The following is a 25,413-nucleotide window of genomic DNA, read 5'->3' as shown; positions in this document are numbered from 1 at the left end:
CGCCTCACTGCCCGAAGCCGATCGGTCCGATCATCCCGGACTCGTAATGGCCTGGAACGTTGCAGGCGAATTCCAGCGCGTCGGCTTTTGCGAACTGCCAGACCAGTTCCGCCGTGCCGCCCGGCGCCACCAGCACGCTGTTCGGGTCGTCATGTTTCATGTCCGACATGTCCATGCCAGACATGGTCTTGCCAGACATATCCATGCCGGAGATCCGGGCGTGATCCATGGCCGGCATCTCCCGCATGCCGGTCGCGGTCAGCATGCCGTGCTCCATCATCATCGCCATTTCGCGCTGATGGCGGGCATGCATGTCGGGCGTGCCGAGATTGAACTCGTGAAGAAGCGCGCCCTCGTTTTTCAGCACGAAACGGATCACCTCTCCGGGTGCCACCGTCAGGCTGTCGGGCTCGAACAGAACGTCGCGCATGGTGATGGTGACGCTGCGGGTGGCCTCGGTCGCCGTGGCCGGCCTGCCGAAGGCGAAGCCGTGACCGCCATCGGCGCGGGCCGGTGCGGCCGAGGCGATGATGGTGGCCGTCAGCACGGCGGTCAGGGCAAGAGTGATGGTGCCGACGGCGCTGCTGGCGCGTCGGGGCGTGATGGCTGTCATCGACATGAAAGCACGGTCCGTTCCGAAGCCCGGCCGGTGATGCCGGACGGGCAGTGTCAGACGGAGGATCGCGCGGCCGGCAGGTCGGGCGAGACTGGGCGACCCTCTTTATGAAAACGGAGACGGCAAGACCGCGAGCAGCGGTGGTCCGCGCAGATGTGGTCCTGCGCGGGCCGGCTTGCCGTCAGCGGGTCATAGCTGACGGCGTGGCGGGCGGAACAGATCGTCGGCGATGGTGGCGACAAGCACCTGAGCGGCAGGTGGCGCGCGCCGGCTCGTCACGAAGGCCGGCATGCCGGCATCGCTGCCGGCGGCGGGGGCGAGCCCCGGGGCACACAGACTGACGCAGCAACCGCCGGCCATGCCATGGCCTGCCGGCATATCGGCCTGCCCGGCTGTCGCGGCAGCCTCGTCGGCCGGTGCCACGCAGCTTGCGGCGTGCAGGATCATCCCGTCATCGGCGGTGGATGACAGGGCCGGCATGGTGCCGTGCTCGTGCTGCATCGGCATCTGGGCCGGAGACTGGCCGGCAATGGCCACAAACATGCCAAGCAGGGCCAACGCCGCCCAGATGCGACGCAGCGCCTGTGCGGTGATGCCCCGCGCGGTGATCAGATATCGGAATGCCTGCCCCATAGCGACACCCTAGCACGACAGCGCGCCGCCGCAAGGGCTGGCAGCGGCTGGCCCGCCTGCGGCGCTTGGGCGCAGCCGGGCACGGCACCCACAAGGAAACGGGCCGGCGGAATGATGATCCGCCGGCCCGTTTCCTTGTGTCGAAGTCCGGTTGGTGCCGCTGTGCGGCGCAGGCTCAGCTGCCGTCTTCGATCTCGCCGGCGGCGGTCTGAAGGTAGTTCTGAAGGCCCAGCGCGTCGACCAGGCCCAGTTGGGTTTCCAGCCAGTCGACATGGTCTTCCTCGCTCTTCAGGATCGAGCGGAACAGGTCGCGGGTGACGAAGTCGGCCTTGGTCTCGCAATCGACGATCGCGGCCTTGAGGTCGGGGATCGCCTTCATCTCCAGATCCAGATCGGCCTGGAGCATTTCCGGCACGGTCTCGCCGATATGCAGCTTGCCCAGATCCTGAAGGTTCGGCAGGCCTTCCAGGAACAGGATGCGCTCGATCACCTGATCGGCGTGCTTCATCTCGTCGATCGACTCGTGATACTCGACATGCGCCAGCTTGCGATAGCCCCAGTTCTTCAGCATGCGGGCGTGCAGGAAGTACTGGTTGATGGCCGTCAGCTCATTCTTCAGCACCATGTTGAGGTGCTTGATGATCTTCGGATCGCCCTTCATGGTCGTCTCGTCCTCATTCTTGTGACCTGTGGCGCGGCCGGGGCGCGTGGCACAGCCGTCTTGGAGAGAATATAGGACGAAGGGCCGCCCCGATGCCAGTCGGGACGGCCATTATTTTCAGATTTCCCCTGTGATTACTTGAGTTTGCGTCGCAACTTCGTGTTTTGACTGCGGCTGCGTCTCAACTTCGTATGCTTTACAGCGACTGCGCCGCAAGGGCGCCGGAATTGCCTGCGGCTGAAAATCAGGCGCGAACCGAAGCCGGAATGGTGGTGTTGGCGGCATCGCCGGTGCCGCCGCAACCGGCCAGCATGCCGCGTACACAATCGATGCACTTGCCGCATTGCGGCCGGCTGTCCAGGGCGCGATAGACACCGGAGACACTGCGCGCGCTGGCTGCCGCCTCACGCACGCGCCGTTCAGTCAATCCGTTGCAGATGCAGATATACATTCTGAGCCGCAGCCTCCGATCGGGTGCGGTCGCCCCGGCCCGGGGGAGGGATAGGTGGCCCGGGAACCGTTGCGAACCGCTCGCAAAATCAGAGTGGCGACTCTGAGAATGAATGTCAATCGCCTTTGCGTGCCTCGCGATCCTTGAGCACCCGCCTCATGATCTTACCCGTTGCGGTCATCGGCAGCTCGGCAACGAAGGCGATCTCGCGGGGGTATTCATGGGCGGCCAGCCGGTCGCGGACATGCTGCCCCAGCTGGCGCGCCAGATCGTCCGAGGGCTCGACCCCCGCGGCCGGCACCACAAAGGCCTTCACGATTTCGGTGCGCAGCGCATCGGGCTTGCCGATCACCGCCGCCATGGCCACGGCCGGATGGCGGATCAGGCAATCCTCGATCTCCCCCGGGCCGATGCGATAGCCGCCGCTGGTGATGACATCGTCGGCGCGGCCCATGAAATGGAACAGTCCCTGGGCGTCGCGACGGCCCATATCGCCGGTCAGCAGCCGGCCGGCGCGGAACTTGGCCTCGGTTGCGGCAGGGTTGTTCCAATAGCGCAGGAACATCACCGGATCTGGGGCGGCCACGGCGATTTCGCCTGCCATGCCATCGGCCACCGGCTGGCCGTCCTCATCGACGATGGCGACGTCGTGGCCGGGCACCGCGCGGCCCATGGCGCCGGGCGGCGATGGCTCGATGCGCTGGTTGCACGACACCACCAGATTGCACTCGGTCTGGCCATAGAACTCGTTGATCGGCACGCCGAAGGTGTCGCGGCCCCAGTCGAGCAGCTCCGATCCCAGGCTCTCGCCACCGCTGCCGACACTGCGCAGGGCCAGATCGGCGGGCATGGCCGCACGGCTCACCCCGCGCATCAGCTTCAGCGCCGTCGGCGGCAGGAACACGTTGCGCACCCGCTCGGCTGCCATCAGCCGGAAGGCGGCCTCAGGGTCGAATTTACGCATCCGCTGCGACAGCACCGGCAGGCCCATGGCCCAGGCCGGCAGCAGCACGTCCAGCAGGCCACCGATCCAGGCCCAGTCGGCGGGGGTCCAGAACATATCGCCGGCCTGTGGCGGAAAATCATGGGGCATCTGAACACCGGGCAGATGGCCGGTCAGCACCCGGTGGGCATGCAGCGCCCCCTTGGGATTGCCGGTGGTGCCCGAAGTATAGATGATCACCGCCGGGTCGTCGGCGGCGGTATCCAGAATGCCGGGCAGGGCGCCGGTGGCATCGCGGAGCAGGCGGGCGAAGGCGGTGGTGCCGGCGGCCACCGGCTCCGGGCCGGTCACGATCACATGGGCAAGATCGGGGCAGTCGGCCCTGACCGACATCAGCGCCTCCACCCGGCCGGGATCGACCACCACGGCGCGGGCGCCGCTGTCGGCCAGCCGGAAGGCCAGCGCTTCCGGCCCGAACAGCGTGAACAGCGGCAGGGCGATCGCGCCGATCCGATAGACCGCCAGATGCGCCAGCGCCGCTTCGGGGCTCTGGCTCAGGCAGATGCCGACCCGGTCGCCGGGCTGCACGCCCAGATGCAGCAGGCCGGCCGCCAGCCGCGCCGCCTGACGGTCCAGATCGGCGAAGCTGAACACCTGCCGGCCGCCATTTTCATCGACATGCACCAGCGCCGTCCGATCAGGTGTTTCGGCCGCCCAGCGGCCCACGGTCTGGTGGGCGATGTTGATCCGCGGCGGCACTGACCAGCGGAAGCGGGCGCGCCACGCGGCCGTGGTTTCCTCGGGGCGGGGGGCTTGCAGCATTGGGTATGATCCTTCGGATGGCGGTACGGCATCTGCCGATCCTGCCCCGGCGGCGGTGCATCGTACAAGTCCCGCCACGACCTTGCCCAATAAGTTGGCACTGTCGGGGCTGGCGGTCCAACAGCCGCTTGACCCGCCCGTACACCCCGCTATCGTGCGGCAGCGGCACGGATCCGTGCGGCCAGGGGCTTTCGGGCGGGATTCAAAGGGATATAACGGGCATGGGCGGTCAGATCCCTGCGCATATCATCGTGCTGGGCAACGAAAAGGGCGGCTCCGGCAAGTCGACCACCGCCATGCATCTGGCGGTCGGGCTGATGAAGCTGGGGCAGAAGGTGGGCGTGATCGATATCGATGGCCGCCAGCGGACCATCAGCCGGTATATCGAAAACCGGACCATTTTCGCACGCGACCAGCCGAACTGGATGCCTGTGCCGGAAAACGCGGTCATCGCGCGATCAGACAAACAGAACCGCACGGATGTCGAGGCGGAAGAGCGTGAAAACTTCATCACCGCTCTTGCCAAACTGGCCCGTGACAATGACGTGGTGATCATCGACAGCCCAGGCAGCGATCATTTCCTGGCGCGACTGGCTCATTCCTTTGCCGACACGTTGATCACGCCGATCAATGACAGTTTCATTGACCTGGACGTGCTGGCGCGGGTGGATCCTGAAACGCTGAAGGTGCTGGGGCCCAGCGTCTATGCCGAGATGGTGTGGAACGAGAAGAAGAACCGCGCCATCCGCGATCGCGGCACCATCGACTGGGTGGTGATGCGCAACCGCCTGTCATCGACCGAAAGCCGCAACAAGCGCGATATGAGCCGGGTGGTGGAACAGTTGTCGCGGCGGGTGGGCTTTCGTGTGGCGCCCGGCTTCGGCGACCGGGTGATTTATCGTGAGTTGTTCCTGCGTGGGCTGACCATGCTGGATCTGCGCGACGTCGACGCCAATATCTCGCTGTCGATGTCGCATATCGCCGCCCGCCACGAGGTGCGCGGCCTGATCGAGGCCTTGCGCCTGCCGATGCTGGACGGCCGCGACCTGATCCTGTGATACCATGACCGCCACGGCCGCGGGTTGCGATGCCGCGGGCGGCATGATGGAATGCACCCGGTCCAGATCCCGCCGGAGTGCCCCGTCATGCATCAGTCGATGATCGTCGTCGACGACTTCTACGAAAACCCGCTTGAGGTGCGCGCTCAGGCGCTGGCGCTGGATTACCCGATGGTGGAAGGGCCGGGGATCTATTTTCCCGGCCGCAATTCCAGACAATTCATGCTGCCGCCCGACAGCGACCGCATGTTCAGCTATCTGGTGCGCGAACCGGTGGCGGGCAATCGCGGCATGGCCCATGGCAAATGCCGGCTGTCCTATGCCGCCGACACCCGGGCCGGCGTGGTGCATATCGACCCGGGCTGCGCCTGGGCCGGCATCGTGTTCCTGTCGCTGGACGAACATGCCCGCGGCGGCACCGAATTTTTCCGGCACAAGGAAACCGGCACCGACCGTGCGCCGCTGAGCAACGAGGAAGCCCAGGCGAAATTCGGCTGTGCCACGCCCGACGAGGTCTTGGACACGGTGCTGAAGCGCGATGGCGGCGACCGGTCGAAATGGGATCTGCAGATGGTTCTGCCGATGAAGTTCAACCGGCTGATCCTGTTCCGGCCCTGGCTGTGGCACACCAGCGGCGAGGATTTCGGCGATAGACCCGAGAACGGCCGCCTGGTCCAGATCCTGTTCTTCAAGCCCGGCGCAGCGTCGGCGGCGGCACGGCCGCAACGATAGGCCGTGGCGCGGCCCAACTGTCGCTGGCGGGATCGCCGCCGGTCGCGGCGGCCGTGCCATCGCCGGATGATGGCGGTGCCGCGGGGACCGTCGGCTGCATCCGGCGCGGTGTGCCCTGCGGTTCAGGCGGCAGGATCTGCGTGCGGATGACGTTTTCGACGAAGGCTGCGAGTCCTCCGGTCATTGCCGGCTCGATGACCGACAATGTCAGTGCCAGTGCTGCCCGTACCGCTTCAAGGGCAAGCGGCGCCTGTGTTGCGGGCAGCGTGTGCAGGCAGGCATGGATCACCAGAAACCGCAGATTGAGGCGGACCATATCGGCGACCAGACCGCCTTCGCTGCAGAAATCGGCCGGATCGCCAGGGGGCGGTGGCAGAACGCCGTCCGACAGGGCCAACGGGTCCAGTTGAGCCGCGGCCTGCTCCAGCGCGCCCGCAATCAGCAGCATGCGCGATGCCAGATCGGGGGTGGAACAGGGCGCGCCGGTGGTCCGCAGACAGCCGGCTGCCAAGCCGATGCCGGCCGCAGCCCAGCAACTGGCCGCATGATGGGATGGCTGGGCCGGCATGCCCATTGCTATCGACGGCGCCGGCATCGCTTTGGGGGCGGCAGCCGCCAGCATCATCCGCAGCACGGCCCGCCGGTACAACCCCGGTGGCAGCGCGTCTGCAAGGCGCGGGTCGGCAAGGTCGATCGCAGGGATCATGGGTGACGGACCGATCTGACAACAACAACCCATCGGGTCCGCGATATGGCCCGGCGGTGGGGCTTCTTGGCGCGGGCTCCGGCGAACAGGCGTAACAGCCCTGCCATGGCACACGACACCAGCGCAGGCGCGCGACATTATGTGCGGAATATGGTCGGGACGCCCGTCTGGGCGGGGCAACCGATTGGTCTGTGGGGAACCGATAGCGCTTCTGCAGGCCGGCTTCAAGGCCGGCACCGCGGTGTGCACGTTCATCCGTGCATCAGATTTCTACTTGAGGTTATTGGCAAAATCGCCTGTCCGTCAAGTGCCTTGGGCGGAAACTGCCGGGCAGAGGCCGCGACAGTCCGCATCGTGAAACAATTTTGACTGTGTGCGTCCTGACGAAAGCCGGCAGCGCGCACGAAAAAGCCGGCCACAAACCCCTGGCGGGGGCTGTGGCCGGCTTGATTGGCCGGCGACCGTGGCTGGTGTCGGTGTTACACCACCGGTTCCGGCATCTGATCGTGGTTGGGGCTCGTCGCCTCGCCACCATCGCCTTCGGGGCCGGTCGGGCCGGTATCGGGCACCGAGCCGCCACCGCGACGGCCGCCACGCGGCCGGTCGGGGCGCTTCGGCTTGTCGACGCCGCTGTCGAAGCGGAACACCGGCTTGCCCTCGTCGACATCGATCACGACATGGCCGCCATCGACCAGATGCCCGAACAGCACCTCTTCGGCCAGCGGCTGCTTGATCTTCTCCTGGATCACCCGGGCCAGTGGCCGGGCGCCCATCGCCTCGTCATAACCGGCATTGGCCAGCCAGCGGCGAGCCTCCTCGGTCAGCGAGATGGTGACCTTGCGGTCGGCAAGCTGGGCTTCCAACTGGTTGATGAACTTGTCGACCACCAGTTCCACCACGTCGATCGGCAGCCGGCCGAAGGGAATGACGGCATCCAGGCGGTTGCGGAACTCTGGCGTGAACATCCGCTTCACGACGTCCTGATCCTCGCCCTCACGGTCGACGCGGCCGAAGCCGATCGGCGCCTTGGCGATCTCGGCCGCACCGGCATTCGAGGTCATGATCAGCACGATGTTGCGGAAGTCGACCGTCTTGCCGTTATGGTCGGTCAGCTTGCCATAGTCCATGACCTGCAGCAGCACGTTGAACAGGTCGGGATGGGCCTTTTCGATCTCGTCCAGCAGCAGCACCGCATGCGGGTTCTGATCGATCGCGTCGGTCAGCATGCCGCCCTGGTCGAAGCCGACATAGCCCGGCGGTGCGCCGATCAGCCGCGACACGGAATGGCGCTCCATATACTCCGACATGTCGAAGCGGATCAGCTTGATGCCCAGCACTTCGGCCAGACGCTTGGCCACCTCGGTCTTGCCCACGCCGGTCGGGCCGGTGAACAGATAGGATCCGATCGGCTTTTCGGGGTCGCGCAGGCCGGCACGGGCCAGCTTGATGGCGTTGGACAGGGCGTCGATCGCCCGATTCTGGCCATAGACCACGGTCTTCAGGTTGTCGCCCAGATTGCGCAGGCTGTTCTTGTCGCGCGCCGACACGCTCTTTTCAGGGATGCGGGCGATGCGGGCAACGATGCCCTCGATCTCCTTGACGCTGATCTGCTTGCGGCGGCGCGATGGCGGCAGCAGCCGCTGGGCGGCGCCGACCTCGTCGATCAGATCGATCGCCTTGTCGGGCAGTTTGCGTTCATGGATATAGCGCACCGACAGGTCGACCGCGGCCTTCAGCGCGGCCTCGGTATACTGGACGTCGTGGAACTTCTCGTAATATGGCTTCAGACCCTTCAGGATCTTCACCGCATCCTCAGGGGTCGGCTCCGACACATCGATCTTCTGGAACCGGCGCAGCAGCGCGCGATCCTTTTCGATGTAGTTGCGGAACTCCTTGTAGGTGGTGGAGCCCATGCAGCGGATGGTGCCGGCCTGAAGCGCCGGCTTCAGCAGGTTCGACGCATCCATCGCTCCGCCCGAGGTGGCGCCGGCGCCGATGACGGTGTGGATCTCGTCGATGAACAGAACCGCATGGTCCTGCGCCTCAAGCTCGGTCACAACCGCCTTCAGCCGTTCCTCGAAATCGCCGCGATAGCGGGTGCCGGCCAGCAACGCGCCCATGTCGAGCGCATAGATGGTGGCGTCCTTCAGCACTTCGGGCACGTCGCCGGTCACGATCCGGCGCGCCAGGCCCTCGGCGATCGCGGTCTTGCCGACACCGGGGTCGCCCACCAGCAGCGGGTTGTTCTTGGTGCGCCGGCACAGAACCTGGATCGCGCGTTCGACCTCGCCGTCACGACCGACCAGGACGTCGATCTTGCCGGCGCGGGCCTTGTCGTTCAGGTTCACGCAATAACTGGCCAGGGCTTTGGCGCTGCCCTTCTGGCCGGTCTTGGTGCCCTCGCGCTGGGCCTCGTCCTCGGGCGCCTGGCCGGTGACCGGGGCGCCGCGCACGGTGCGGTTCTCGGTCATGCCCGACGCCTTGGCGATGCCATGGCTGATATAGTTGACCGCGTCCAGACGCGACATGTCCTGGGTCTGCAGGAAATAGACCGCATGGCTTTCCCGTTCCGAGAACAGGGCGACCAGGACATTGGCCCCGGTAACCTCGGCCCGGCCCGAGCTTTGGACATGGATCGCCGCCCGCTGGATCACGCGCTGGAAGCTGATGGTCGGTTTGGCCTCGACCCCGCTGTCTGTCACCAGACTGGCGAGTTCGTTGTCGAGGAAGTCGTTGAGGTCGACGCGCAGTCGATCGACATCCACGTCGCATGCCTTCAGGACAGCAACCGCATCCTGATCATCCAGCATCGCGAGCAGCAGATGTTCGAGCGTCGCGTATTCGTGCCGCCGGGCGTTCGCGATGGCGAAGGCGCGGTGCAGGCTCTGCTCGAGGTTCTTGGAAAGAATCGACATCAGTCCTTTTCCATCGTGCACTGGAGCGGATGCTGGTTGCGGCGGGCGTAATCCATAACCTGGTTGACCTTGGTTTCGGCAACCTCGAACGGAAACACGCCGCAGACACCGACGCCGTGATTGTGAACGTGGAGCATGATGCGGGTAGCTTCCTCCGCACCCTTGCCGAAAAATCGCTGCAGCACGTCGATCACGAACTCCATCGGAGTGTAATCGTCGTTCAGCAGCAAAACCTTGTACATCGACGGTTTGCGGGTCGCCGTCTTCGGTCGGGTATCGACCTCAGTGACTGTACCGTAACCGGGACGGTCTTCATCGGGCCTGCGTTCGCCGCTCATTCCCATTCCGTCGTGTTCGATCAGGATCCCTATGCCCTACCGTCTGAGGATATTGGATTTGGCCCGGACAGGAAAAGGCCTTGAAACGGTGACGCGTCGACCTATTGAAACCCCTGCGGCGCGATAAATTTTCGCACCGCGCCGAAATCGGCGCCTCACGGCCGATTGTGAACCGTCCTCCACGGCCGAAAAAAACCCGCAGCCGGTGATGCGGCTGCGGGCTGTTCGGATGTCCGCGCCCCGGATTGTGTCCGTGGTGCAACATCTGGATACTCTAGGCGGGGCTGAACGCTGTAGACGGGGCCGGGCGTCGTCGAGTGGGTCAGGCCCGCGGACGGCTGCCCGGCAGCACGAAGGTCTTCTGCCAGTGGCGGTTCATCGGCGACAGCGCCGCGCCGGCCAGTCTGAGGCCCACTTCCGACAGCTTCGCCGCATGTTCGACGTAAAGGTCGACCAGCCCGCGGGTATAACGCTCCTGCACCGCCGCCATCTCTTCGAACGACTGGGCCGACATGGCTTCGCGGGCGGTGTTGATGCCGAAGTCGATCCGGGCCTGAGTGAACGACACCAGACCATCGGTGGCATCGCCGAACGCCTTGGCGGCTTCGTTCGATGCATCGACCAGACCGCTCATCGCCTCGTCACGCATGCGCTGTGCCTCGGCGAAGGCGGCGGCAGGGTCGGTGATCATCTCAGCCGACATGCTCTTCTGCATGCCGTCGAACACCTCCATCGCCGCGGCGGCGGAGCGCTCGGCGATGCTGGTGGCGGTGCGCAGGGCCTCGGCCGCAACATCGGCCGCGGTGGTCGCGGCGGCGCTGGCGGCCACCTCTTCCATCAGCTCGGCCTGGGTCTTGCCGGTGGTGTGGGTCGCGGTCCTGGCAATCTCGGTCGTGGTCTTCGCCATCTCGGTCGCGGTCGACGCGGCGGTCTCGGTCGCGTCGGTGGTGGCGTCGACGATATCGGCGGCGGTCTCGGTCATGGCCTCGGTAACCTCGGCGGTCTGCGCCACAGCGGTATCGGTGGCGGCCTTGGTGGCGGCCGCGGCTTCGGTCGCGGCGGTGTCGGCTGCGCCCGTGCTCTCCGAGGTCGTGCTCTGAAGGGGCGAGGTCTCGGCGGTCACGGGCGCCTCGACAGGTGTCGCGGCGGCCGCTTTGGCCGGGGCTTTCGCGGGCGACGCCGCCTTCGTGGCGGTGGTCCGGGGCGTGGCACCGTTCGCGTCGGACGCGGTGCCGCGGGTGGTCCGGCCGCGCGTGGCGGGGCCGGCGGGCTTGCGGGTGGTCATGCGTCTCTCTCCGTTCGGTTCCGCACCGTCTGGCCGTGGGGTGCGGGCACCCTCTGCGGCGGTCCGGAATGCCGTGGACCGGACCGGCGAATGCCGGAATCCGGGGCTGGCTCTCAAAGATCTGTCCGGCTCAAAAAAAGTCTGGCCCGGACATGCCGACCTGCACCGCGACCCCGTCTGCCGGGTTCGCCTGCAAGGTTATGTTGCGTCGCAACATAACTTAACGCCTTCACGTGCTTGAGGTCAAGCCCGCCCGCGCTTGCGTTGCATCCGGTGACGTTGCATCCGGTGACGTTGCATCCGGTGACGCAGGCCGGCCGCCCGGTTCCCTTCGTGACACCGGTTCCCTTCGTGACCGACGGGGCGCGCCCGTTCAGTTGCGGCCATCGTAATCGACGCCGACCAGACCGTTCTTCGACACGGTCAGCTCGAAGGGCTGATGGCCGTCGACCAGCCCGCCATCCTGCGAGCGGATCGGCGGGTTGGTGACCACCGGGCGGGGCTCGCGCGGCGGCACGGGGTTGCCGTCGATCGAGAACAGCATCTGGGGATGGAACGCGGTGAAGGCCGGATCGGGCGCCTCGGCGGCCCAGAAACCGAACCGGCCATCCTGGCAGCGGGCCACCGTCCAATAAAAGCCCAGTGAGTGCAGGCGCTCACCCGCCGGCGCCGGCCTGAAGCCGCCCCCGGCAGCCAGCCGGTCGATCAGGGCTGCGGTCTGGGCCGCGCCAAGTTCGGTGCGGCTTTCGGTCGGCCCCCAGGGCGCGCCCGGCCGGCTCGCGGTGATCTTGGCGAGGTTAGCGCGTTCCCAGACCGTGGTGACCAGCGTCGACCCGCTCAACCGGCCACGGTTGTCTTCGCGGGTGACCAGATCATAGGTGCGGACCTGTTCGGGAAACACCGCATTATAGACCAGCCGGTATCGGTCCGGGATACCCGGCGCGCAGGATCGGGCCAGGTTGCCGCCGCCGACATAATCGAACCAGGTGAAGCTGCGGGTGATCGGGTCGCCCGCCGGGCCGCTTGCGGTGCAACCGGCGGTGATGGCGGCGGCAACCGCTGCCACGATCACGGCAGCACGCCTCCGGCCGCGGCTGCGTCCGATGGTCGAGGGTGCCGGCATCATTTCGGGCATGCGCGCTCCTTTGGTCACACCATGGCTGAGGAAATGGAATTAAGCCCATACACAACAAGAATTTTTGGGTTGCCGCAACTGCCCTCCCATGTCTAGGATGCAATTCCACGGATCACAACACTTCAGCCACCATTGCACAGAGCGCGTGTCGCTTGCCGGCCGCGCAATGGCAGATCGTCCCGAGGTCCGGGATACACGGCCCCGCCCTTTTTGGCTGGGCGTGAAACCCTGGGTCGTGGAACGCTGCGCTCCGCCCTCAGGCCGCCCTCGGGACGGACGGCACAGGCAATAGTGGCTGGAAGACAGGTCGTGATCCGGCACCGCAAGGTCAATGCAGCCCGGATGCTTCTGGCGCATCCGGCAAACGACAGGGACGGACACCATGGATATCGGTCGCTACAGCCGGATGCGGATCGCAAGGCCCGACGGATGCACGCGGTCGATATCGACGCGTGCGACGGCGGCGGTCGGAGTGACGGCAAGCGCCGGGCGCCCGGCCCGGTCATCGTTGGCTCAGGTGTCGCTGGCACGGCTGCCGCTGATCAGGCTGGCGCTGGTTCTTCTGGTGGCCGTGATGGCCGCCACCGGCTTCGCCCGCGATGCCGCCGCCGGCTATGCGGCGCTGGTGGTCGAGGCCGATACCGGCCGGGTGCTGTATTCCAAGAACGGCGATGTGCGCAATTACCCGGCGTCTCTGACCAAGATGATGACGCTGTATATGACCTTCGAGGCGATCAAGGCCCGCAAGTTTTCGATGGACACGGCCCTGCCGGTGTCGGCGCGTGCGGCGGGCATGGCGCCGACCAAGCTGGGTCTGCGCGCCGGCCAGACCATCAAGGTCAAGGATGCCATCTACGGCCTGATCACCAAATCGGCCAATGACGCCGCCGTGGTGCTGGCCGAGGCGATCAGCGGCAGCGAGATCGCCTTCGCCCGCGCGATGACGGCCCGGGCGCGCAAGCTTGGCATGGAGAAGACCACTTTCCAGAATGCCAACGGGCTGCCGAACCGCCATCAGTTGTCCACCGCCCGCGACATGGCGACGCTGGCCGTGCGCCTGATGAACGATTTTCCCCGCGAATACGCGCTGTTCTCGACCAAGTCCTATAACTACAAGGGCCAGGAACTGCGCAATCACAACCGGCTGCTCAGCTCCTATACCGGCACGGACGGGATCAAGACCGGCTATACGCGCGCTTCGGGCTTCAACATCGTGGTCTCGGCGGTGCGGGGCGATCGCCGGCTGATCGGGGTGATCTTCGGCGGCTCCACCTCGCGGGAACGCGACAAGGCGGTGGCGGCGCTGCTGGACAAGAGCTTCACCCGGCTGGCCTCGGAAACCCCGGCCGAGCGCCAGCGCGCGATCGCCTCGGCCCGGGCCCGCGGTGAATTGCAGATCGCCCGGCTGGAGCGTGATCTGGACGATATCGGCGGCAGCGGCATTCAGGTGGCCTCGATCACCGACGCACAGGTCGCGGCCGCCGAGCGTGACATGACCGGTGCGGCCGCCATCGCCGCGGTCGACGAGGATGATGCCGAATTTGCCGAGGCAACACAGGTGGCTGCCGCCGCCGCCCCCACCCCCGCACAGGCCCCGGCAACCCAACTCGCGGTCGTCGCGCCGGTTGCCGCCGACACGACCAATGCCCGCGCCGCAGATGTCCGCACCGGTCCGGTGCCGCAGCCGGTTGCCCAGGGTGACACGCAGTATGCGGCGGTTGCGCCCAAGCCGCGGGTGTTCGACGCGCAGGGCCGCTGGGGCATTCAGTTCGGTGCCTTCGGCCGGGTCGATGCTGCCCAGGGCCTGGTCGGCCGGGCGCAGGATCTGCTGCCGGCAGAGCTGCGCGGCGGGGCCGAAACCGCGGTGGAACCGCACAGCATCGGCGGTCGCTATATCTATCGGGCGCGGATGATGGGCTTCGAAGGCGAGCGGCCGGCCCGTCAGGCTTGCGCGCTGCTGGACAAGCGCGGCATCGCCTGCATCCTGGTGCCGCCGATCAGCGCGCTGTCGGCCGCCGGCTGATCAGCCGGCCGCGACCTCAAAACCACGTTCCCGTCAAACCTGCCCCGGTCGATCGATCGGGGCAGGTTTGTTTGCTGGCGGCGCGGGTGTTCATCGTGCTGGCGGCGCCGGTGTTCATCGCGCTGGCGGCGCGGGTGTTCATCGCGCTGGCGGCGCCGGGCTTGACCCGCGCCGCCACAGCCGCCACCCTGCCAAACGTCGCGCGGGCCAGGGGGCGGCGCGTTCAGGGCGCCACGTCTGGGCAGCCGTTCATCCTATCGGCGCAGGAGCCTCCGCATGAAAACCTATCTGATCGTCATGGCGCCCGTGCTGCTGGGCATTCTGCTGCTGGGGCTGTCGATGGGTGCGGTGGACTGGGTATCTGCGCTCATCGTGGCGGTGATCATGACCCTGCTGTTCGTCTTCACCATGTGGTACCGGCCGCGCGGCTGACCGCTGCGCTACACAAACAGGGGGCGACGCCCATGGCCCGGCCGCGCGGGGTGCTGGTCTTCGGATCGGTCAATCTGGATCTGGTTCTGCCCTGCGTGCATCTACCGGCGGCGGGCGAGACGGTGGCCGCCGCCGACCCGCTGCATCTGCCGGGCGGCAAGGGCGGCAATCAGGCCTTCGCCGCCGCCCGCGCCGGGGCTGCGACCCGGCTTGCCGCCAGCCTTGGACATGATGCGGCAGCCGATGCGGCGCTGGACGGGCTGGCCCAGGCGGGTTGCGACCTATCGCTGACTGTGCGCGGCACCCGGCCCACCGGCATCGCGGTCGTGGCCATCGGCCCGCGCCGGGCGGCTGTCGATACGGCCAGCGGCAGCTCGGCATTTGACAACCAGATCATCGTGGCCGCCGGTGCCAATGCCGATCTCGACGACCGCGCGGTCGCCGATGCCGATCTGGCGGGCATGGTGCTGGTCACCCAGAACGAAACCCCCGCTCCGGCGCTGGCGCGGCTGCATCGCCGCGCACGCACCGCCGATGCCGTGGTGGTCCACAATGCCGCACCGGCCCGGGGGCGGGATGCGCCGCCGCTGATCGCGGTCGACTGGCTGGTGGTGAATGAAACGGAATGGGCTGACCTGTCGGGTCAGGCCATGGACGATGACAGCGCCGGTGACGGCCAGGGCGGCCGGAGCGCGGACGGCGCGCTTGCGGCGGTCCTGCTGGCCGGCCGCGATGCGCTGGGCCTGCGGGCCGATCAGCGGGTGGTGCTGACCTTGGGGCCGCGCGGCGCCGCGGTTCTGGATGGCTGCGACGTTCTGATTCAGCCTGCCCCGGCGGTGGCCGTGGTCGACAGCACCGGTGCCGGTGACGCCTTCGTTGGCGCCTTCGCGGCTGGCCTGGTGCAGGATGCTGCGGCGACGGGATCGGCGCTGGCGGCCGGCGTCGCGGCCGGCGCGCTGGCCTGTGGCGCTGTGGGTGCCCGCAGCGCCACACCCGATGCGGCGGCGATCGCGGTGATGCGGGCCGGCCTGCCGCCGCAGCGGCTGGTGCAGGGTCAGCCGTCGGCGCGATAGGCCAGACGGATCACCCCCCAATGCCGGCCCTGCACGGCGATCGGCACCGCCAGATCCTTCATCAGGGCGAATTGTCCGCCGCCCATGTCGCGGCGATAGGTCTGTAACAGGAAGCGCTTGGTGCTGCGCGCGGCCCGAAGCCCGGTACGGTCGTCGAATTTGCGCCGGTTGCGGGCATTGGCCGCATTCCACACCGCATCCCGGCCCTGGGGCTTCGAGAATTTGGCATTGTGGGTCGGCAGATAACCGTTGCGGTCGACCGCCGCGCAGAACACCACTTTCGGGTCCAGGCTCAGCACCGGTTCCTGGATCCGGGGCAGAAGCTGATCGCACAGATCGGTGAAGGCGGTGGTGAACTGTATGGGGTTCGATCCGGCCACCGGGCGATACTGTTCGTCGAACAGGCCGCGAAGATCGATGCGGCCGGCCTTGAGCGCCGTTTCGAAAGCCTCGCCGGCCAGGGTCGCGGCCCGCGTCGCCGCGGCGATGAACGGGGTGTCGACGGTCTCGGCGCCGGCGCCGGCCGTCAGCTCGATCAGGCTTTCAGACACGTCGAGCAATTGCACCAGTTGGGTGTCGGCTTCGTCCAGTCGGGCGCGCGACTGCGCCACTTCGCCGTTCAGGGCGCCGACCTCGGCGCTGATCTCGGTGCACACCCGGGTGTTTTCACCGGCGCCGGCGGCGATCCGGCCGACCTCGCCGCCGATCATGCCCACCGCATCGGCCAGTCCGTCGATGACCCCGCCGATCCGGCCGGTGCCGTCACGGACATGTTCGGCCCGACCCAGCGTGTTGCTGCTGACCTCGACCAGGGCGCGTACCTCTGTGCCAAGCTCGCCCAGCGTGCGGGCGATCTGCGCGGTCGCCTCCTGAGTGGAGCGGGCAAGACTTTTCACTTCGCCCGCGACCACGGCAAAGCCACGGCCGGCATCGCCGGCACGCGCCGCCTCGATCGTGGCGTTCAAGGCCAGCAGATTGGTCTGCTTGGCAATCCCGTCGATCTGGCCGGACACCTTGCCCACCCGGTCAAGTGCCGCGGCCAGGGCATCCAGGCGCCGGGCGATATCCGCGACCCCGCCAGCCAGATCGCGGATCTCGTCCAGCGTCTGGGCGGCCTCGGCACGCGACGAGGCGGCCTGACGTGCCGCCTCGGCCGCGCGTTCATTGGCGGCGCGCGCGGCGGTGTCGATCGCGCGATTGTCCTCGGCCATCCGGTCGACCCGGGCCGACAGGGTGCCGAACCGTTCCGATTGTCCACGCAGGGCGCGCGCGACATCATCCACCTTGCCGACGATGTCGGCGACCCGCACCCCCAATCCGCCCGCGCGGTCGGCAAGGCGGGCGATCGTCTCGCTCATCGACATGCCGTCGCCCGTGGTGGATCTTTCGGGAACTCCCATCGCTGTCATCTTTCCTCCCCAGGACGTTATACCGGGTGCGGATTGCACACCGGCGATGGCCATCCCTCGGCTTGCCGCGTTCTTTTTGATGCGCGGTCTGGTTGACCATCATGTCGCAAGCCTTCGCCACATGCCAGCGCCGGACGCCGATCGTATCGCGAACAGGACCAAGGTCGGGGATGTGCGACCCGTGATCGATCTGGGGGAAGTGTGGCGGGTGCAGGGAAGCATACTTGCGGCGGTGGTATCAGGAGCCTAAAACCGGATCTGGCTGTGGTCCGGACGGCAGACCGCCGGCATCGGCACAGATCCCGGCATTCGAAGGTTGGTTATCACCGTGCCAGAATTTCTCATGTCCGCCGACGGGCTGGGCGCGCTCGCCACCGTGATCATGATCGACATCGTGATGTCGGGCGACAACGCCGTGATCATCGGCATGGCCGCAGCCGGTCTGCCGGCCACGCTGCGGCGCAAGGCCATCATCTATGGCATTCTGGCGGCCACGGTGCTGCGGATCGCCTTTGCGGCGGTGACCGTGCAACTGCTGGCAATCATCGGCCTGACGCTCGCCGGCGGCATTCTGCTGCTGTGGGTGGCGTGGCGGATGTGGCAGGAACTCCGCGCCAGCCGCCGGGCCGCCGCCGCCGAAGCCGCCGCTGCCGCCAGCCCCCCCGGCGCATCGGCCGGCGACGGGGTGGACCTGCCCGGTGCGGCCGCTGCCGCGCCCAAGACCATGCGCCAGGCGCTGACCTCGATCATCATTGCCGATGTGTCGATGTCGCTCGACAACGTGCTGGCGGTGGCCGGTGCTGCGCGCGAGCATGTCGAGGTGCTGGTCATCGGTCTGGTGCTGTCGATCGCCCTGATGGGGCTGGCCGCCAATTTTGTCGCCCGCCTGCTGGAGCGCTGGCACTGGTTGGCCTATCTGGGTCTGGCGATCATCACCTATGTGGCCCTCGACATGATCCTGCGCGGCAGCACCGAGGTGATGCAGGCGGGAGTGTTTTTTTAGGCCCTCGCCGGGCGGGCGCTGCCGCGCCCTTGGCCGCCGCCTCAATGGCGGCTGGGGGAAAGGGTGGGCCGTCGCCGCGTTTAGGCCCAGTCTGTTTGCCCCTCGCCGGGCGGGCGCTGCCGCGCCCTTGGCCGCCGCCGCAATGGCGGCTGGGCGCGCGCGTCATCGGCTCGGGCGCATCATCGGCTCGGACGGTCTCAGGCGAAGACGGTCCGGATTTCGGCTGCGATGTCGGCCGCGTGGGTTTCCAGGGCGAAATGGCCGGTGTCGAGGAAGGTCACCCGCGCCTCCGGCATGTCGCGCTGGAACGCCTCGGCGCCCTGCGGCAGGAAAAACGGATCGTGGCGGCCCCACACCGCCAGGAAGCGCGGCTTGTGGGTGCGGAAATACGCCTGGAATGCCGGATAGAGCGCGATATTGGTCTTGTAGTCGCCGATCAGGTCCAGTTGCACATCCTCGGCACCCGGACGGCCAAGATAATGGACATCCAGGGTGTAGCCATCGGGTGAAACGGCCGACGGGTCCGCCACCCCGTGCGTGTACTGCCAATAGGTCGTCTCCGGCGTCAGCATCGCGCGCAGTGCCTGACGATTGGCGATGGATGCATCGGCCCAATAGGCACGGGCGGGGTTCCAGCCCTCGCTCAACCCGTCGACATAGGCGTTGCCGTTCTGAGAGATGATCCCGGTGATCCGCTCCGGATGGCGGATCGCGAGGCGGAAGCCGGTGGGCGCGCCATAATCGAAGACATAGATGATGAACCGGTCGAAGCCCACGATTTCGGTGAAGCGCTCGATCGTGCCGGCGATCGACTCGAAGGTGTTGGCTTCAGGATCGGCCGACCGGCCAAAGCCCGGCAGATCCGGCGCGATGATGTGGAAGCGGTCGGCCAGACGGGGCACGAGATCGCGGAACATATGGCTGGAACTGGGGAAGCCGTGCAGCAGCAGCAGCTTGGGCGCGCCAGCCGTCCCCGCCTCGCGGTAATGGGTGCTGATGCCGTCGACATCGATGGTCCGATAGGCAATCGCGGTCATGGCGGTTCTCCTGATCACGTGTAACCGTCTAATATCTCACAAACCGGTTATCCATCGACCAGTGTCCGATGTCAACCGGCATCGTAACCTCTCAAGTAGATTTTTGACGGTTACCTCTCTTTCCATGTGGGAACAGCCGGCGTCGGATCGCAGCACGCTATGGCGGTGGTAGCCCCATCCGATATTGGATATGAAACCTGACCATTGCCAGAAAGAGGGTTACGATCCGCTCTCATCATGGCTATCTTGATGATGATATGGACAGTCACGGATTGATGGATGGACAGCACCGCCATGCCTGTGAACATGCCGGCCTATTTCATTGCCGATGCCTTGGGGCTCGATTTTCTCAATGCGATCGCCACCACGACCGATGGGCCGGTCGACTGGATCGGTGATGGCAAGGGGCTGGTCGACTGGCTGCGGCAGGCGGCACTGGTGCCAGAGCCGGAGCTTGACGCGATTGCCGGGCGTGCCATGCCGGGAGAACTCGATCGCGTCGCCGATCAGGCCCGCGATCTTCGCGAATGGTTCCGGGGCTTCGTGACCAGCCATATGGGTAAGCCGCTCACGGCCGGGATGCTGCAGGATCTGGCCCCGCTCAATCGCCTGCTGGAGCGTGACGAGGCCTTCAGCCGGATCACCCTTCATGACGGGAACCATCTGGCCCTGGAGACGGCGCGGCGCTGGCGCTCGCCGGAGGGGCTCCTGCTCCCGATCGGTGAGGCGATGGCACGCGTGGTCGTGGAGGAAGATTTCACACAGGTGAAAGCCTGCCAGGGATCGGGCTGCACGCTTCTCTTTGCCGACCACACCCGCAGCCGGTCGCGCCGCTGGTGCAGCATGAGTGTTTGCGGCAACCGGTCCAAGGTATCGTCGCATCGCAGCCGCCGGAAGGCGGCAGAGGTGTAAGGCCGGGGGGTTGGCCGGGGTCGGCGGCAATCCCGGCACGGCATTCGGGATGGGCGAGCTGCGATCGGACATGCAAAGGGCCGCATCCTTGCCAGATGCGGCCCTTTGCATGTGGACGGGACCGGATCGTACCGGGCGCGCGGATCAGTCGGCGATCGCGGCCGGAACCGCGACGCCGGCCCTGGTCAGCACCCGGGCAAGCTCACCCTTCAGCACCGCCAGGCGGTCGGTATCGGCCGCCTCGGCGCGCGCGACCAGCACCGCCTGAGTGTTGGAGGCGCGCAGCAGCCACCAGCCGCCATCGACCTTCACCCGAACGCCATCGGTCCGGTCGACCTCGGCACCCTCGGCCGCCAGCAGATCGGCGATGTCCGCAACCACGTCGAACTTGCGGTCGTCGGCACAGGGCACCCGGATTTCGGGGGTGTTGACCATGTCGGGCAGGCTGTCGCGGATGTCGGTGATGCTCTCGCCGCTGGCCACCAACTGGTCGAGCAACCGCATGGCCGCATAGAGCGCGTCGTCATAGCCGTAATAGCCGTCGGCGAAGAACACATGGCCGCTCATCTCGCCGGCCAGCGGGCTCGATGTTTCCTTCATCTTGGTCTTGATCAGCGAATGGCCGGTCTTCCACATCAGCGGCGTGCCGCCCAGGCGTGCGATCTCGTCGAACAGGGCCTGGCTGGCCTTCACGTCGGCAATGATCGTGGCATTGGGGATGCGGGCGATGATCGGGCGCGCCAGGATCATCAGCAGCTGATCGCCCCACAGGATCCGGCCCTTGCCGTCGACCACGCCGATGCGGTCGCCGTCACCGTCGAAGGCGACGCCGAAATCGGCGCCTTCCTCGGCGACCCGCGCGATCAGGTCGACCAGGGTGTGCGGCTCGGTCGGATCGGGGTGATGATTGGGGAAGGTGCCGTCGATATCGGCATAGAGCAGAACATGACGGCCGGGCAGGTTGCGCGCCACCATGGTCAGCGCCTCGCCGGCGGCACCGTTGCCCGCATCCCACACCACCACCGGTTCGCGGGTCACGGCCTGGAACAGGCCCTCGGTCAGGCGGGCGACATAGGCCGAGAGCACGTCGGGGGCATCGTTGTCGGCACCGAGCGAGGGGGCTGCCAGCAGCTCGCCTCCGGCCGCCAGCCGGCCCATCTCGCGGATGTCCTCGCCGAAGAACGGCTTGCCCAGCATGACCATCTTGAAGCCGTTCTGGTCGGGCGGGTTGTGCGACCCGGTGACCATGATGCCGCCGTCGACGCCCCGGGTCTGGGCCGCGTAATACAGCATCGGCGTGGGGCCAAGGCCGACCCGCAGCACATCGACGCCGCCTTCGGTCAGGCCACGGACCAGGGCGCCTTCCAGTTCGGGCGAACTGATCCGCCCATCGCGGCCGACGGCGGCCGAATTGCCGCCGCGGGACTTCAGCATATGGGCGAAGACCCGGCCGATGGCATAGGCATCCTCGGTCCCCAGGGTCTCGCCGATGATGCCGCGGATGTCATATTCACGCAGCACGCTCGGATGAAAGCGGTGGACGAGCTTGGTCACGGATGGCCTCTCGGGGTCGGTTGCACGCAGGGGCGATAGAACGAAACGGTGCGAACGGAATGTGCCGCGGTACCGGCTGTGGTGGCGCGATCAGGCGGCGCCGGGTGTCGGCCGGCCGATCGAGGTATAGGTGAAGCCGCGACCGACCATTTCGGACGGGGCATAGACGTTGCGAAGGTCGACCATCACCGGCGTCTTCATCACCGCCTTGACCCGGTCGAGGTCGAGCGCGCGGAACTGGTTCCATTCGGTGATCAGCACCGCGACATCGGCACCTTCCAGGGCATCATAGGCATCCGCGGCCCAGGTCACCCCGGTCAGCAGGCGTCGTGCCTCGGTCATGCCTTCGGGATCATAGGCCCGCACGCGCGCGCCGGCCCGCAGCAGCGCCGGAATGATGTCCAGGCTCGGCGCCTCGCGCATGTCGTCGGTGTTGGGCTTGAAGGTCAGGCCCAGCACGCCCACGGTCTTGTCGCGCAGGCTGCCGCCGGCTGCAGCGACCACACGCTCGGCCATCCGGCGTTTGCGGGCCTCGTTCGACGACACGACCTGCTCCACCAGAGTCAACGGCGCGCCATATTGCTGGGCGCTGGACACCAGGGCGCGGGTGTCTTTCGGAAAGCACGATCCGCCGAAGCCGGGCCCGGCATGCAGGAACTTGCGGCCGATGCGGCCGTCGAGCCCGATGCCGCGCGCGATGTCGTGAACATTGGCGCCGACCTTCTCGCACAGATCCGCCATTTCGTTGATGAAGGTGATCTTGGTCGCGAGAAAGGCGTTGGCGGCGTATTTGATCAACTCGGCGCTTTCGATCGTCGTGTGCACGATCGGGGTTTCCATCAGGAACAGCGGCCGGTACAGCTCGGTCATCAGGTCGCGCGCACGGTCGCTGTCGGTGCCGGCAACCACCCGATCCGGGCGCATGAAGTCTTCGATCGCCGAGCCTTCGCGCAGGAATTCGGGGTTCGAGGCAACGTCGAACTCGATCTCAGGCCGGGTTTCGGCCAGCAGCGCCCTGACCCGGCCACCGGTGCCCACCGGCACGGTCGACTTGGTCACGACCAGGCGATAGCCGTCGGCGGCCAGCGCCACCTGACGCACCGCCTCGAACACATAACTCAGATCGGCATGGCCGTCGCCACGACGGCTGGGGGTGCCGACGGCGATGAACACCACCTCGGCGCCGCGCACCGCCTCGGCCAGATCGCTGGTGAAGCCCAGCCGGCCGGCGCGGACATTGCGCGCCACCAGATCCTCCAGCCCCGGCTCGTAGATCGGGATCTCGCCGCGCAACAACCGCTCGATCTTCGACTGGTCGTTGTCGACGCACACGACCGAATGGCCGAATTCGGAAAAACAGGTGCCCGACACAAGCCCGACATAGCCCGTGCCGATCATCGCGACGCGCATGAAGCCCTGGTCCTTCTCAAGCTGGCTGGCCGCCGGTATCCGCCCTGGCGTCTACCCCGACCGCGCATCCCGGCCTGGCCGGAACGCGCAAACGGCGCACGAAGCCTGCGACGCGCCGCGATCGCGGTCGGTCATCAGGCTCCGTGCGCCGAACTATAGCCTTACTGGGCGGCGTCGCGGTAGGCCGAAAGCCGCTCGGCCAGGAAGTCCTTCACCTGATCGCGCAGGTCCACCCGGGCCAGCGAAAAGGCGATATTGGCATGGATGAAGCCGGCCTTGTCGCCGCAGTCGAAGCGCTCGCCCTCGAAGCGCAGAGCGTGGAAAGGCGTGTTGCCCACCATGGCGCGGATGGCGTCGGTCAGCTGGATCTCGCCGCCCGAGCCGCGTTCATGCCGGCCCAGATGCTCGAAGATCTCGGGCTGCAGGATGTAGCGGCCGATCACGGCGGTGCGCGACGGCGCATCGCCGGATTTGGGCTTCTCGACCATGCCGCGGGCGGTGACCAGACGGCCGTCGTCATCGGCGATGTCGATAATGCCATAGCGCGCGGTATTCTCGGCCGGCACGTCCATCGCCGCCACGACATTGCCACCCTTCTGCTCGTAGACCTCGACCATCTGGCTGAGGCACGGGCGGTCGGCAAGCACCAGATCGTCGGCAAGCAGCACCGCGAAGGGCTCGTTGCCAACCAGATGGCGGGCGCACCACACGGCATGGCCCAGGCCCATCGGCTCCTGCTGGCGGGTATAGGACACATTGCCGGCCTTCGGCAGCCAGCGGCGCAGCTGCGCCAGTTCCTCGCGCTTTCCGCGCTCCTGCAGCGTCCATTCCAGCTCGAACGACTGGTCGAAATGGTCTTCAATGGCGGTCTTGTTGCGGCCGGTGACGAAGATCAGCTCTTCGATGCCGGCGGCACGGGCCTCTTCCACCGCATACTGGATCAGCGGCTTGTCGACGACAGGCAGCATTTCCTTCGGCATGGCTTTGGTGGCCGGCAGGAAGCGCGTGCCCAGGCCACCCACGGGGAAGACGGCTTTACGAACGGGCTTGGTGATGCTCATGGACCTAATCGCTGGATCGAATTCTTGAGGCGTTCTTCGGAACGATCGTCCGACCGGTCACGTCACTGCCGATATCGCGGAGACCACGTGCTGCCCACACGCTCCGCAGCGGATGCCGGTTGCCTCCTCGCCTCGGGCAGGAGCAACGTCGATCCGCCGATCGACTGTATGTATATTGCATCGCAACAGAGGGCGATGCGACGCCTAATTTCACCTGCCCCGTTTTTGTCACCGGAGGGGGCAATCAGGCGTGTCACGGTCACATGTCGGACCTATCTGCGCCGTGTGTATACCCTTTCCGACCCGAAAATGCAATCGCAGCCCCGATCTCGCGTCTGCGGAAACAGCCAGGGGCCTGTGCATACGGCAAGGATCATGCGCCGGATGCGGGCCGGGTCAGGCGGTCGCGGGCGGCGTTGACCCGGGCCGCCAGCGCGGCGCTGCCGCCCTGATCCGGATGCACCCGGGCCATCATCCGCCGCCAGGCCGCATGGATGTCGGCGGGGCTGGCATCGGCGGCCACATCCAGAATGGCACGGGCTTCCGCCGCGGTCATCGCCTCGTCCGAGGGGGGCGGCCCGGCCTGTCCATCGCCGTCACCGGTTCCGTCACCGGCCGGGCCGGCCGCGTCATCGGCCCAGTCCGGACCGATCATGCGCTCTCCCCAGGTCTCCAGCAGCCGCGCCGCATCCGGGTCGTTGATCCGCCAGTCATTGAGCCAGTGGCGCAGGCGGTCGGGGGGCAGATCGGCCAGCGCGCGGCCGCGATCGGGGCCGGTCAGGATCACGCCGGTCATGGCGCCGGTGTCGGGGTCGAGTGTCATCCGCAGGCTGGCGGTTTCCACGGTCTTCGGGCGGGCCTGCGCGCGGCCGGCCTGTCCGAAGCCGCCGCCGGGCGGGTTGGCCGACCGTGCCCGGCGCAGCAGGTGATAGACCGGCGCCAGTTTCAGGGCGGTGCCCGCCAGCCGCAGCACCAGGGGAAACGCCGCCGCAGCCACGGCCACCACGGCCGGCCATCGGCCGGTGACCGCCAGCAACAGGGCGGCCACGACGGCGATCGCGGCCAGACTCCATAATGCCACCCGGGTCAGGGCGGCGCGGCTCATGCCGCGGCGTCTGCCGTGGCGCCTGTTTCCCAGCGCACCGCCCAGCCCCAGCACGACCAGCAGCAGCGTGACGAACCCCGCCAGCAGCGCCCAGACCAT

Annotated in this window: 24 protein-coding genes; 7 read left to right on the top strand and 17 right to left on the bottom strand. The window is 67.0% G+C overall.

The genetic code is table 11. The features are described 5' to 3' along the window. Nucleotides 1-4 precede the first annotated feature (4 nt). The 5 genes from IEW15_RS04390 to IEW15_RS04370 all read right to left on the bottom strand — a co-directional run bounded on the left by IEW15_RS04390 (nt 5) and on the right by IEW15_RS04370 (nt 4,126). Nucleotides 5-613 (bottom strand): cupredoxin domain-containing protein, encoded by a 609-nt coding sequence (locus IEW15_RS04390; protein WP_188575428.1) that lies wholly within the window; start codon nt 611-613, stop codon nt 5-7. Nucleotides 614-805: 192 nt separating this feature from the next. Beyond that, a complete protein-coding gene (locus tag IEW15_RS04385) occupies nt 806-1,249 on the bottom strand; it encodes a hypothetical protein (RefSeq protein ID WP_188575307.1) in 444 nt (147 codons plus the stop codon). A gap of 175 nt (nt 1,250-1,424) precedes the next feature. After that, entirely contained in the window at nt 1,425-1,910 is a 486-nt protein-coding gene (gene bfr / locus IEW15_RS04380; RefSeq protein ID WP_188575306.1) for a bacterioferritin, read from the bottom strand. A 244-nt stretch (nt 1,911-2,154) separates the two neighbouring features. Then, nucleotides 2,155-2,361, bottom strand: a complete 207-nt coding sequence (locus IEW15_RS04375) for a (2Fe-2S)-binding protein (RefSeq protein ID WP_188575303.1) — start codon at nt 2,359-2,361, stop codon at nt 2,155-2,157. 115 nt (nt 2,362-2,476) lie between these two features. Beyond that, nucleotides 2,477-4,126 (bottom strand): acyl-CoA synthetase, encoded by a 1,650-nt coding sequence (locus IEW15_RS04370; RefSeq protein WP_188575301.1) that lies wholly within the window; start codon nt 4,124-4,126, stop codon nt 2,477-2,479. Nucleotides 4,127-4,347: 221 nt separating this feature from the next. Here IEW15_RS04370 and IEW15_RS04365 point away from each other — a divergent pair, with 221 nt between their 5' ends. Together IEW15_RS04365 and IEW15_RS04360 are read left to right on the top strand one after the other, a co-directional pair. Beyond that, nucleotides 4,348-5,184: a division plane positioning ATPase MipZ gene (locus IEW15_RS04365; RefSeq protein ID WP_188575299.1), complete on the top strand. Its 837-nt coding sequence runs from the start codon at nt 4,348-4,350 to the stop codon at nt 5,182-5,184. A gap of 87 nt (nt 5,185-5,271) precedes the next feature. After that, the gene (locus IEW15_RS04360; RefSeq protein WP_188575297.1) at nt 5,272-5,916 is read left to right on the top strand and encodes a DUF6445 family protein; all 645 of its coding nucleotides are present in this window, start codon (nt 5,272-5,274) and stop codon (nt 5,914-5,916) included. On the opposite strand, the gene IEW15_RS04355 is transcribed toward IEW15_RS04360, so the two are convergent. The 5 genes from IEW15_RS04355 to IEW15_RS04335 all read right to left on the bottom strand — a co-directional run bounded on the left by IEW15_RS04355 (nt 5,873) and on the right by IEW15_RS04335 (nt 12,295). After that, a complete protein-coding gene (locus IEW15_RS04355) occupies nt 5,873-6,622 on the bottom strand; it encodes a hypothetical protein (protein WP_188575295.1) in 750 nt (249 codons plus the stop codon). The two genes, IEW15_RS04360 and IEW15_RS04355, sit on opposite strands and share 44 nt — an antisense overlap. Before the next feature lie 479 nt (nt 6,623-7,101). Continuing rightward, entirely contained in the window at nt 7,102-9,537 is a 2,436-nt protein-coding gene (gene clpA / locus IEW15_RS04350) for an ATP-dependent Clp protease ATP-binding subunit ClpA (RefSeq protein WP_188575294.1), read from the bottom strand. Continuing rightward, nucleotides 9,537-9,881: an ATP-dependent Clp protease adapter ClpS gene (gene clpS, locus IEW15_RS04345; RefSeq protein ID WP_188575291.1), complete on the bottom strand. Its 345-nt coding sequence runs from the start codon at nt 9,879-9,881 to the stop codon at nt 9,537-9,539. Before clpS ends, clpA begins: the two co-directional genes overlap by 1 nt. A gap of 316 nt (nt 9,882-10,197) precedes the next feature. After that, nucleotides 10,198-11,160, bottom strand: coding sequence for a phasin family protein (locus IEW15_RS04340; RefSeq protein WP_188575289.1), 963 nt, complete (start codon nt 11,158-11,160; stop codon nt 10,198-10,200). 373 nt (nt 11,161-11,533) lie between these two features. Beyond that, nucleotides 11,534-12,295, bottom strand: a complete 762-nt coding sequence (locus IEW15_RS04335) for a hypothetical protein (RefSeq protein ID WP_188575287.1) — start codon at nt 12,293-12,295, stop codon at nt 11,534-11,536. 382 nt (nt 12,296-12,677) lie between these two features. On the opposite strand from IEW15_RS04335, the gene IEW15_RS04330 reads away from it, so the two are divergent. Continuing rightward, nucleotides 12,678-14,318 carry a D-alanyl-D-alanine carboxypeptidase gene (locus IEW15_RS04330; RefSeq protein ID WP_188575285.1) on the top strand — a complete coding sequence of 547 codons (1,641 nt, stop codon included), beginning with the start codon at nt 12,678-12,680 and terminating at the stop codon, nt 14,316-14,318. Between the two features lie 16 nt (nt 14,319-14,334). On the opposite strand, the gene IEW15_RS04325 is transcribed toward IEW15_RS04330, so the two are convergent. Further along, the gene (locus IEW15_RS04325) at nt 14,335-14,496 is read right to left on the bottom strand and encodes a hypothetical protein (protein ID WP_188575283.1); all 162 of its coding nucleotides are present in this window, start codon (nt 14,494-14,496) and stop codon (nt 14,335-14,337) included. Nucleotides 14,497-14,594: 98 nt separating this feature from the next. On the opposite strand from IEW15_RS04325, the gene IEW15_RS04320 reads away from it, so the two are divergent. Further along, complete coding sequence (locus IEW15_RS04320; RefSeq protein ID WP_188575282.1) at nt 14,595-14,750, top strand: hypothetical protein; 156 nt, start codon at nt 14,595-14,597, stop codon at nt 14,748-14,750. A 32-nt stretch (nt 14,751-14,782) separates the two neighbouring features. Continuing rightward, entirely contained in the window at nt 14,783-15,823 is a 1,041-nt protein-coding gene (locus IEW15_RS04315) for a PfkB family carbohydrate kinase (protein ID WP_188575280.1), read from the top strand. On the opposite strand, the gene IEW15_RS04310 is transcribed toward IEW15_RS04315, so the two are convergent. Beyond that, entirely contained in the window at nt 15,805-17,223 is a 1,419-nt protein-coding gene (locus tag IEW15_RS04310; RefSeq protein WP_229707812.1) for a methyl-accepting chemotaxis protein, read from the bottom strand. The genes IEW15_RS04315 and IEW15_RS04310 overlap by 19 nt on opposite strands. A 352-nt stretch (nt 17,224-17,575) precedes the next feature. Here IEW15_RS04310 and IEW15_RS04305 point away from each other — a divergent pair, with 352 nt between their 5' ends. Then, nucleotides 17,576-18,235, top strand: coding sequence for a YjbE family putative metal transport protein (locus tag IEW15_RS04305; protein WP_188575278.1), 660 nt, complete (start codon nt 17,576-17,578; stop codon nt 18,233-18,235). Between the two features lie 197 nt (nt 18,236-18,432). Here IEW15_RS04305 and IEW15_RS04300 read toward each other — a convergent pair whose 3' ends face one another. Further along, on the bottom strand, nt 18,433-19,272 hold the full coding sequence (locus IEW15_RS04300; protein ID WP_188575276.1) for an alpha/beta fold hydrolase: 840 nt from the start codon (nt 19,270-19,272) through the stop codon (nt 18,433-18,435). A 294-nt stretch (nt 19,273-19,566) separates the two neighbouring features. Here IEW15_RS04300 and IEW15_RS04295 point away from each other — a divergent pair, with 294 nt between their 5' ends. Next, nucleotides 19,567-20,184, top strand: a complete 618-nt coding sequence (locus tag IEW15_RS04295) for a CGNR zinc finger domain-containing protein (RefSeq protein WP_188575274.1) — start codon at nt 19,567-19,569, stop codon at nt 20,182-20,184. 144 nt (nt 20,185-20,328) lie between these two features. Here the strand turns inward: IEW15_RS04295 and pgmG are convergent, their stop codons facing one another. From pgmG to IEW15_RS04275, 4 genes are all read right to left on the bottom strand, one after another. Beyond that, the gene (gene pgmG, locus IEW15_RS04290) at nt 20,329-21,738 is read right to left on the bottom strand and encodes a phosphoglucomutase/phosphomannomutase PgmG (RefSeq protein WP_188575272.1); all 1,410 of its coding nucleotides are present in this window, start codon (nt 21,736-21,738) and stop codon (nt 20,329-20,331) included. Between the two features lie 90 nt (nt 21,739-21,828). Further along, a complete protein-coding gene (locus IEW15_RS04285) occupies nt 21,829-23,148 on the bottom strand; it encodes a UDP-glucose dehydrogenase family protein (RefSeq protein ID WP_188575270.1) in 1,320 nt (439 codons plus the stop codon). 161 nt (nt 23,149-23,309) lie between these two features. Further along, the gene (galU, locus tag IEW15_RS04280) at nt 23,310-24,203 is read right to left on the bottom strand and encodes a UTP--glucose-1-phosphate uridylyltransferase GalU (RefSeq protein ID WP_188575424.1); all 894 of its coding nucleotides are present in this window, start codon (nt 24,201-24,203) and stop codon (nt 23,310-23,312) included. A gap of 379 nt (nt 24,204-24,582) precedes the next feature. After that, the gene (locus tag IEW15_RS04275; protein ID WP_188575268.1) at nt 24,583-25,413 is read right to left on the bottom strand and encodes a J domain-containing protein; all 831 of its coding nucleotides are present in this window, start codon (nt 25,411-25,413) and stop codon (nt 24,583-24,585) included.

It is taken from the genome of Tistrella bauzanensis (assembly GCF_014636235.1).
Classification (GTDB): Bacteria; Pseudomonadota; Alphaproteobacteria; order Tistrellales; family Tistrellaceae; genus Tistrella; species Tistrella bauzanensis.
The sequence above is the reverse complement of the archived record's forward strand: the minus strand, read 5'-3'. Positions and strand labels throughout refer to the sequence as shown.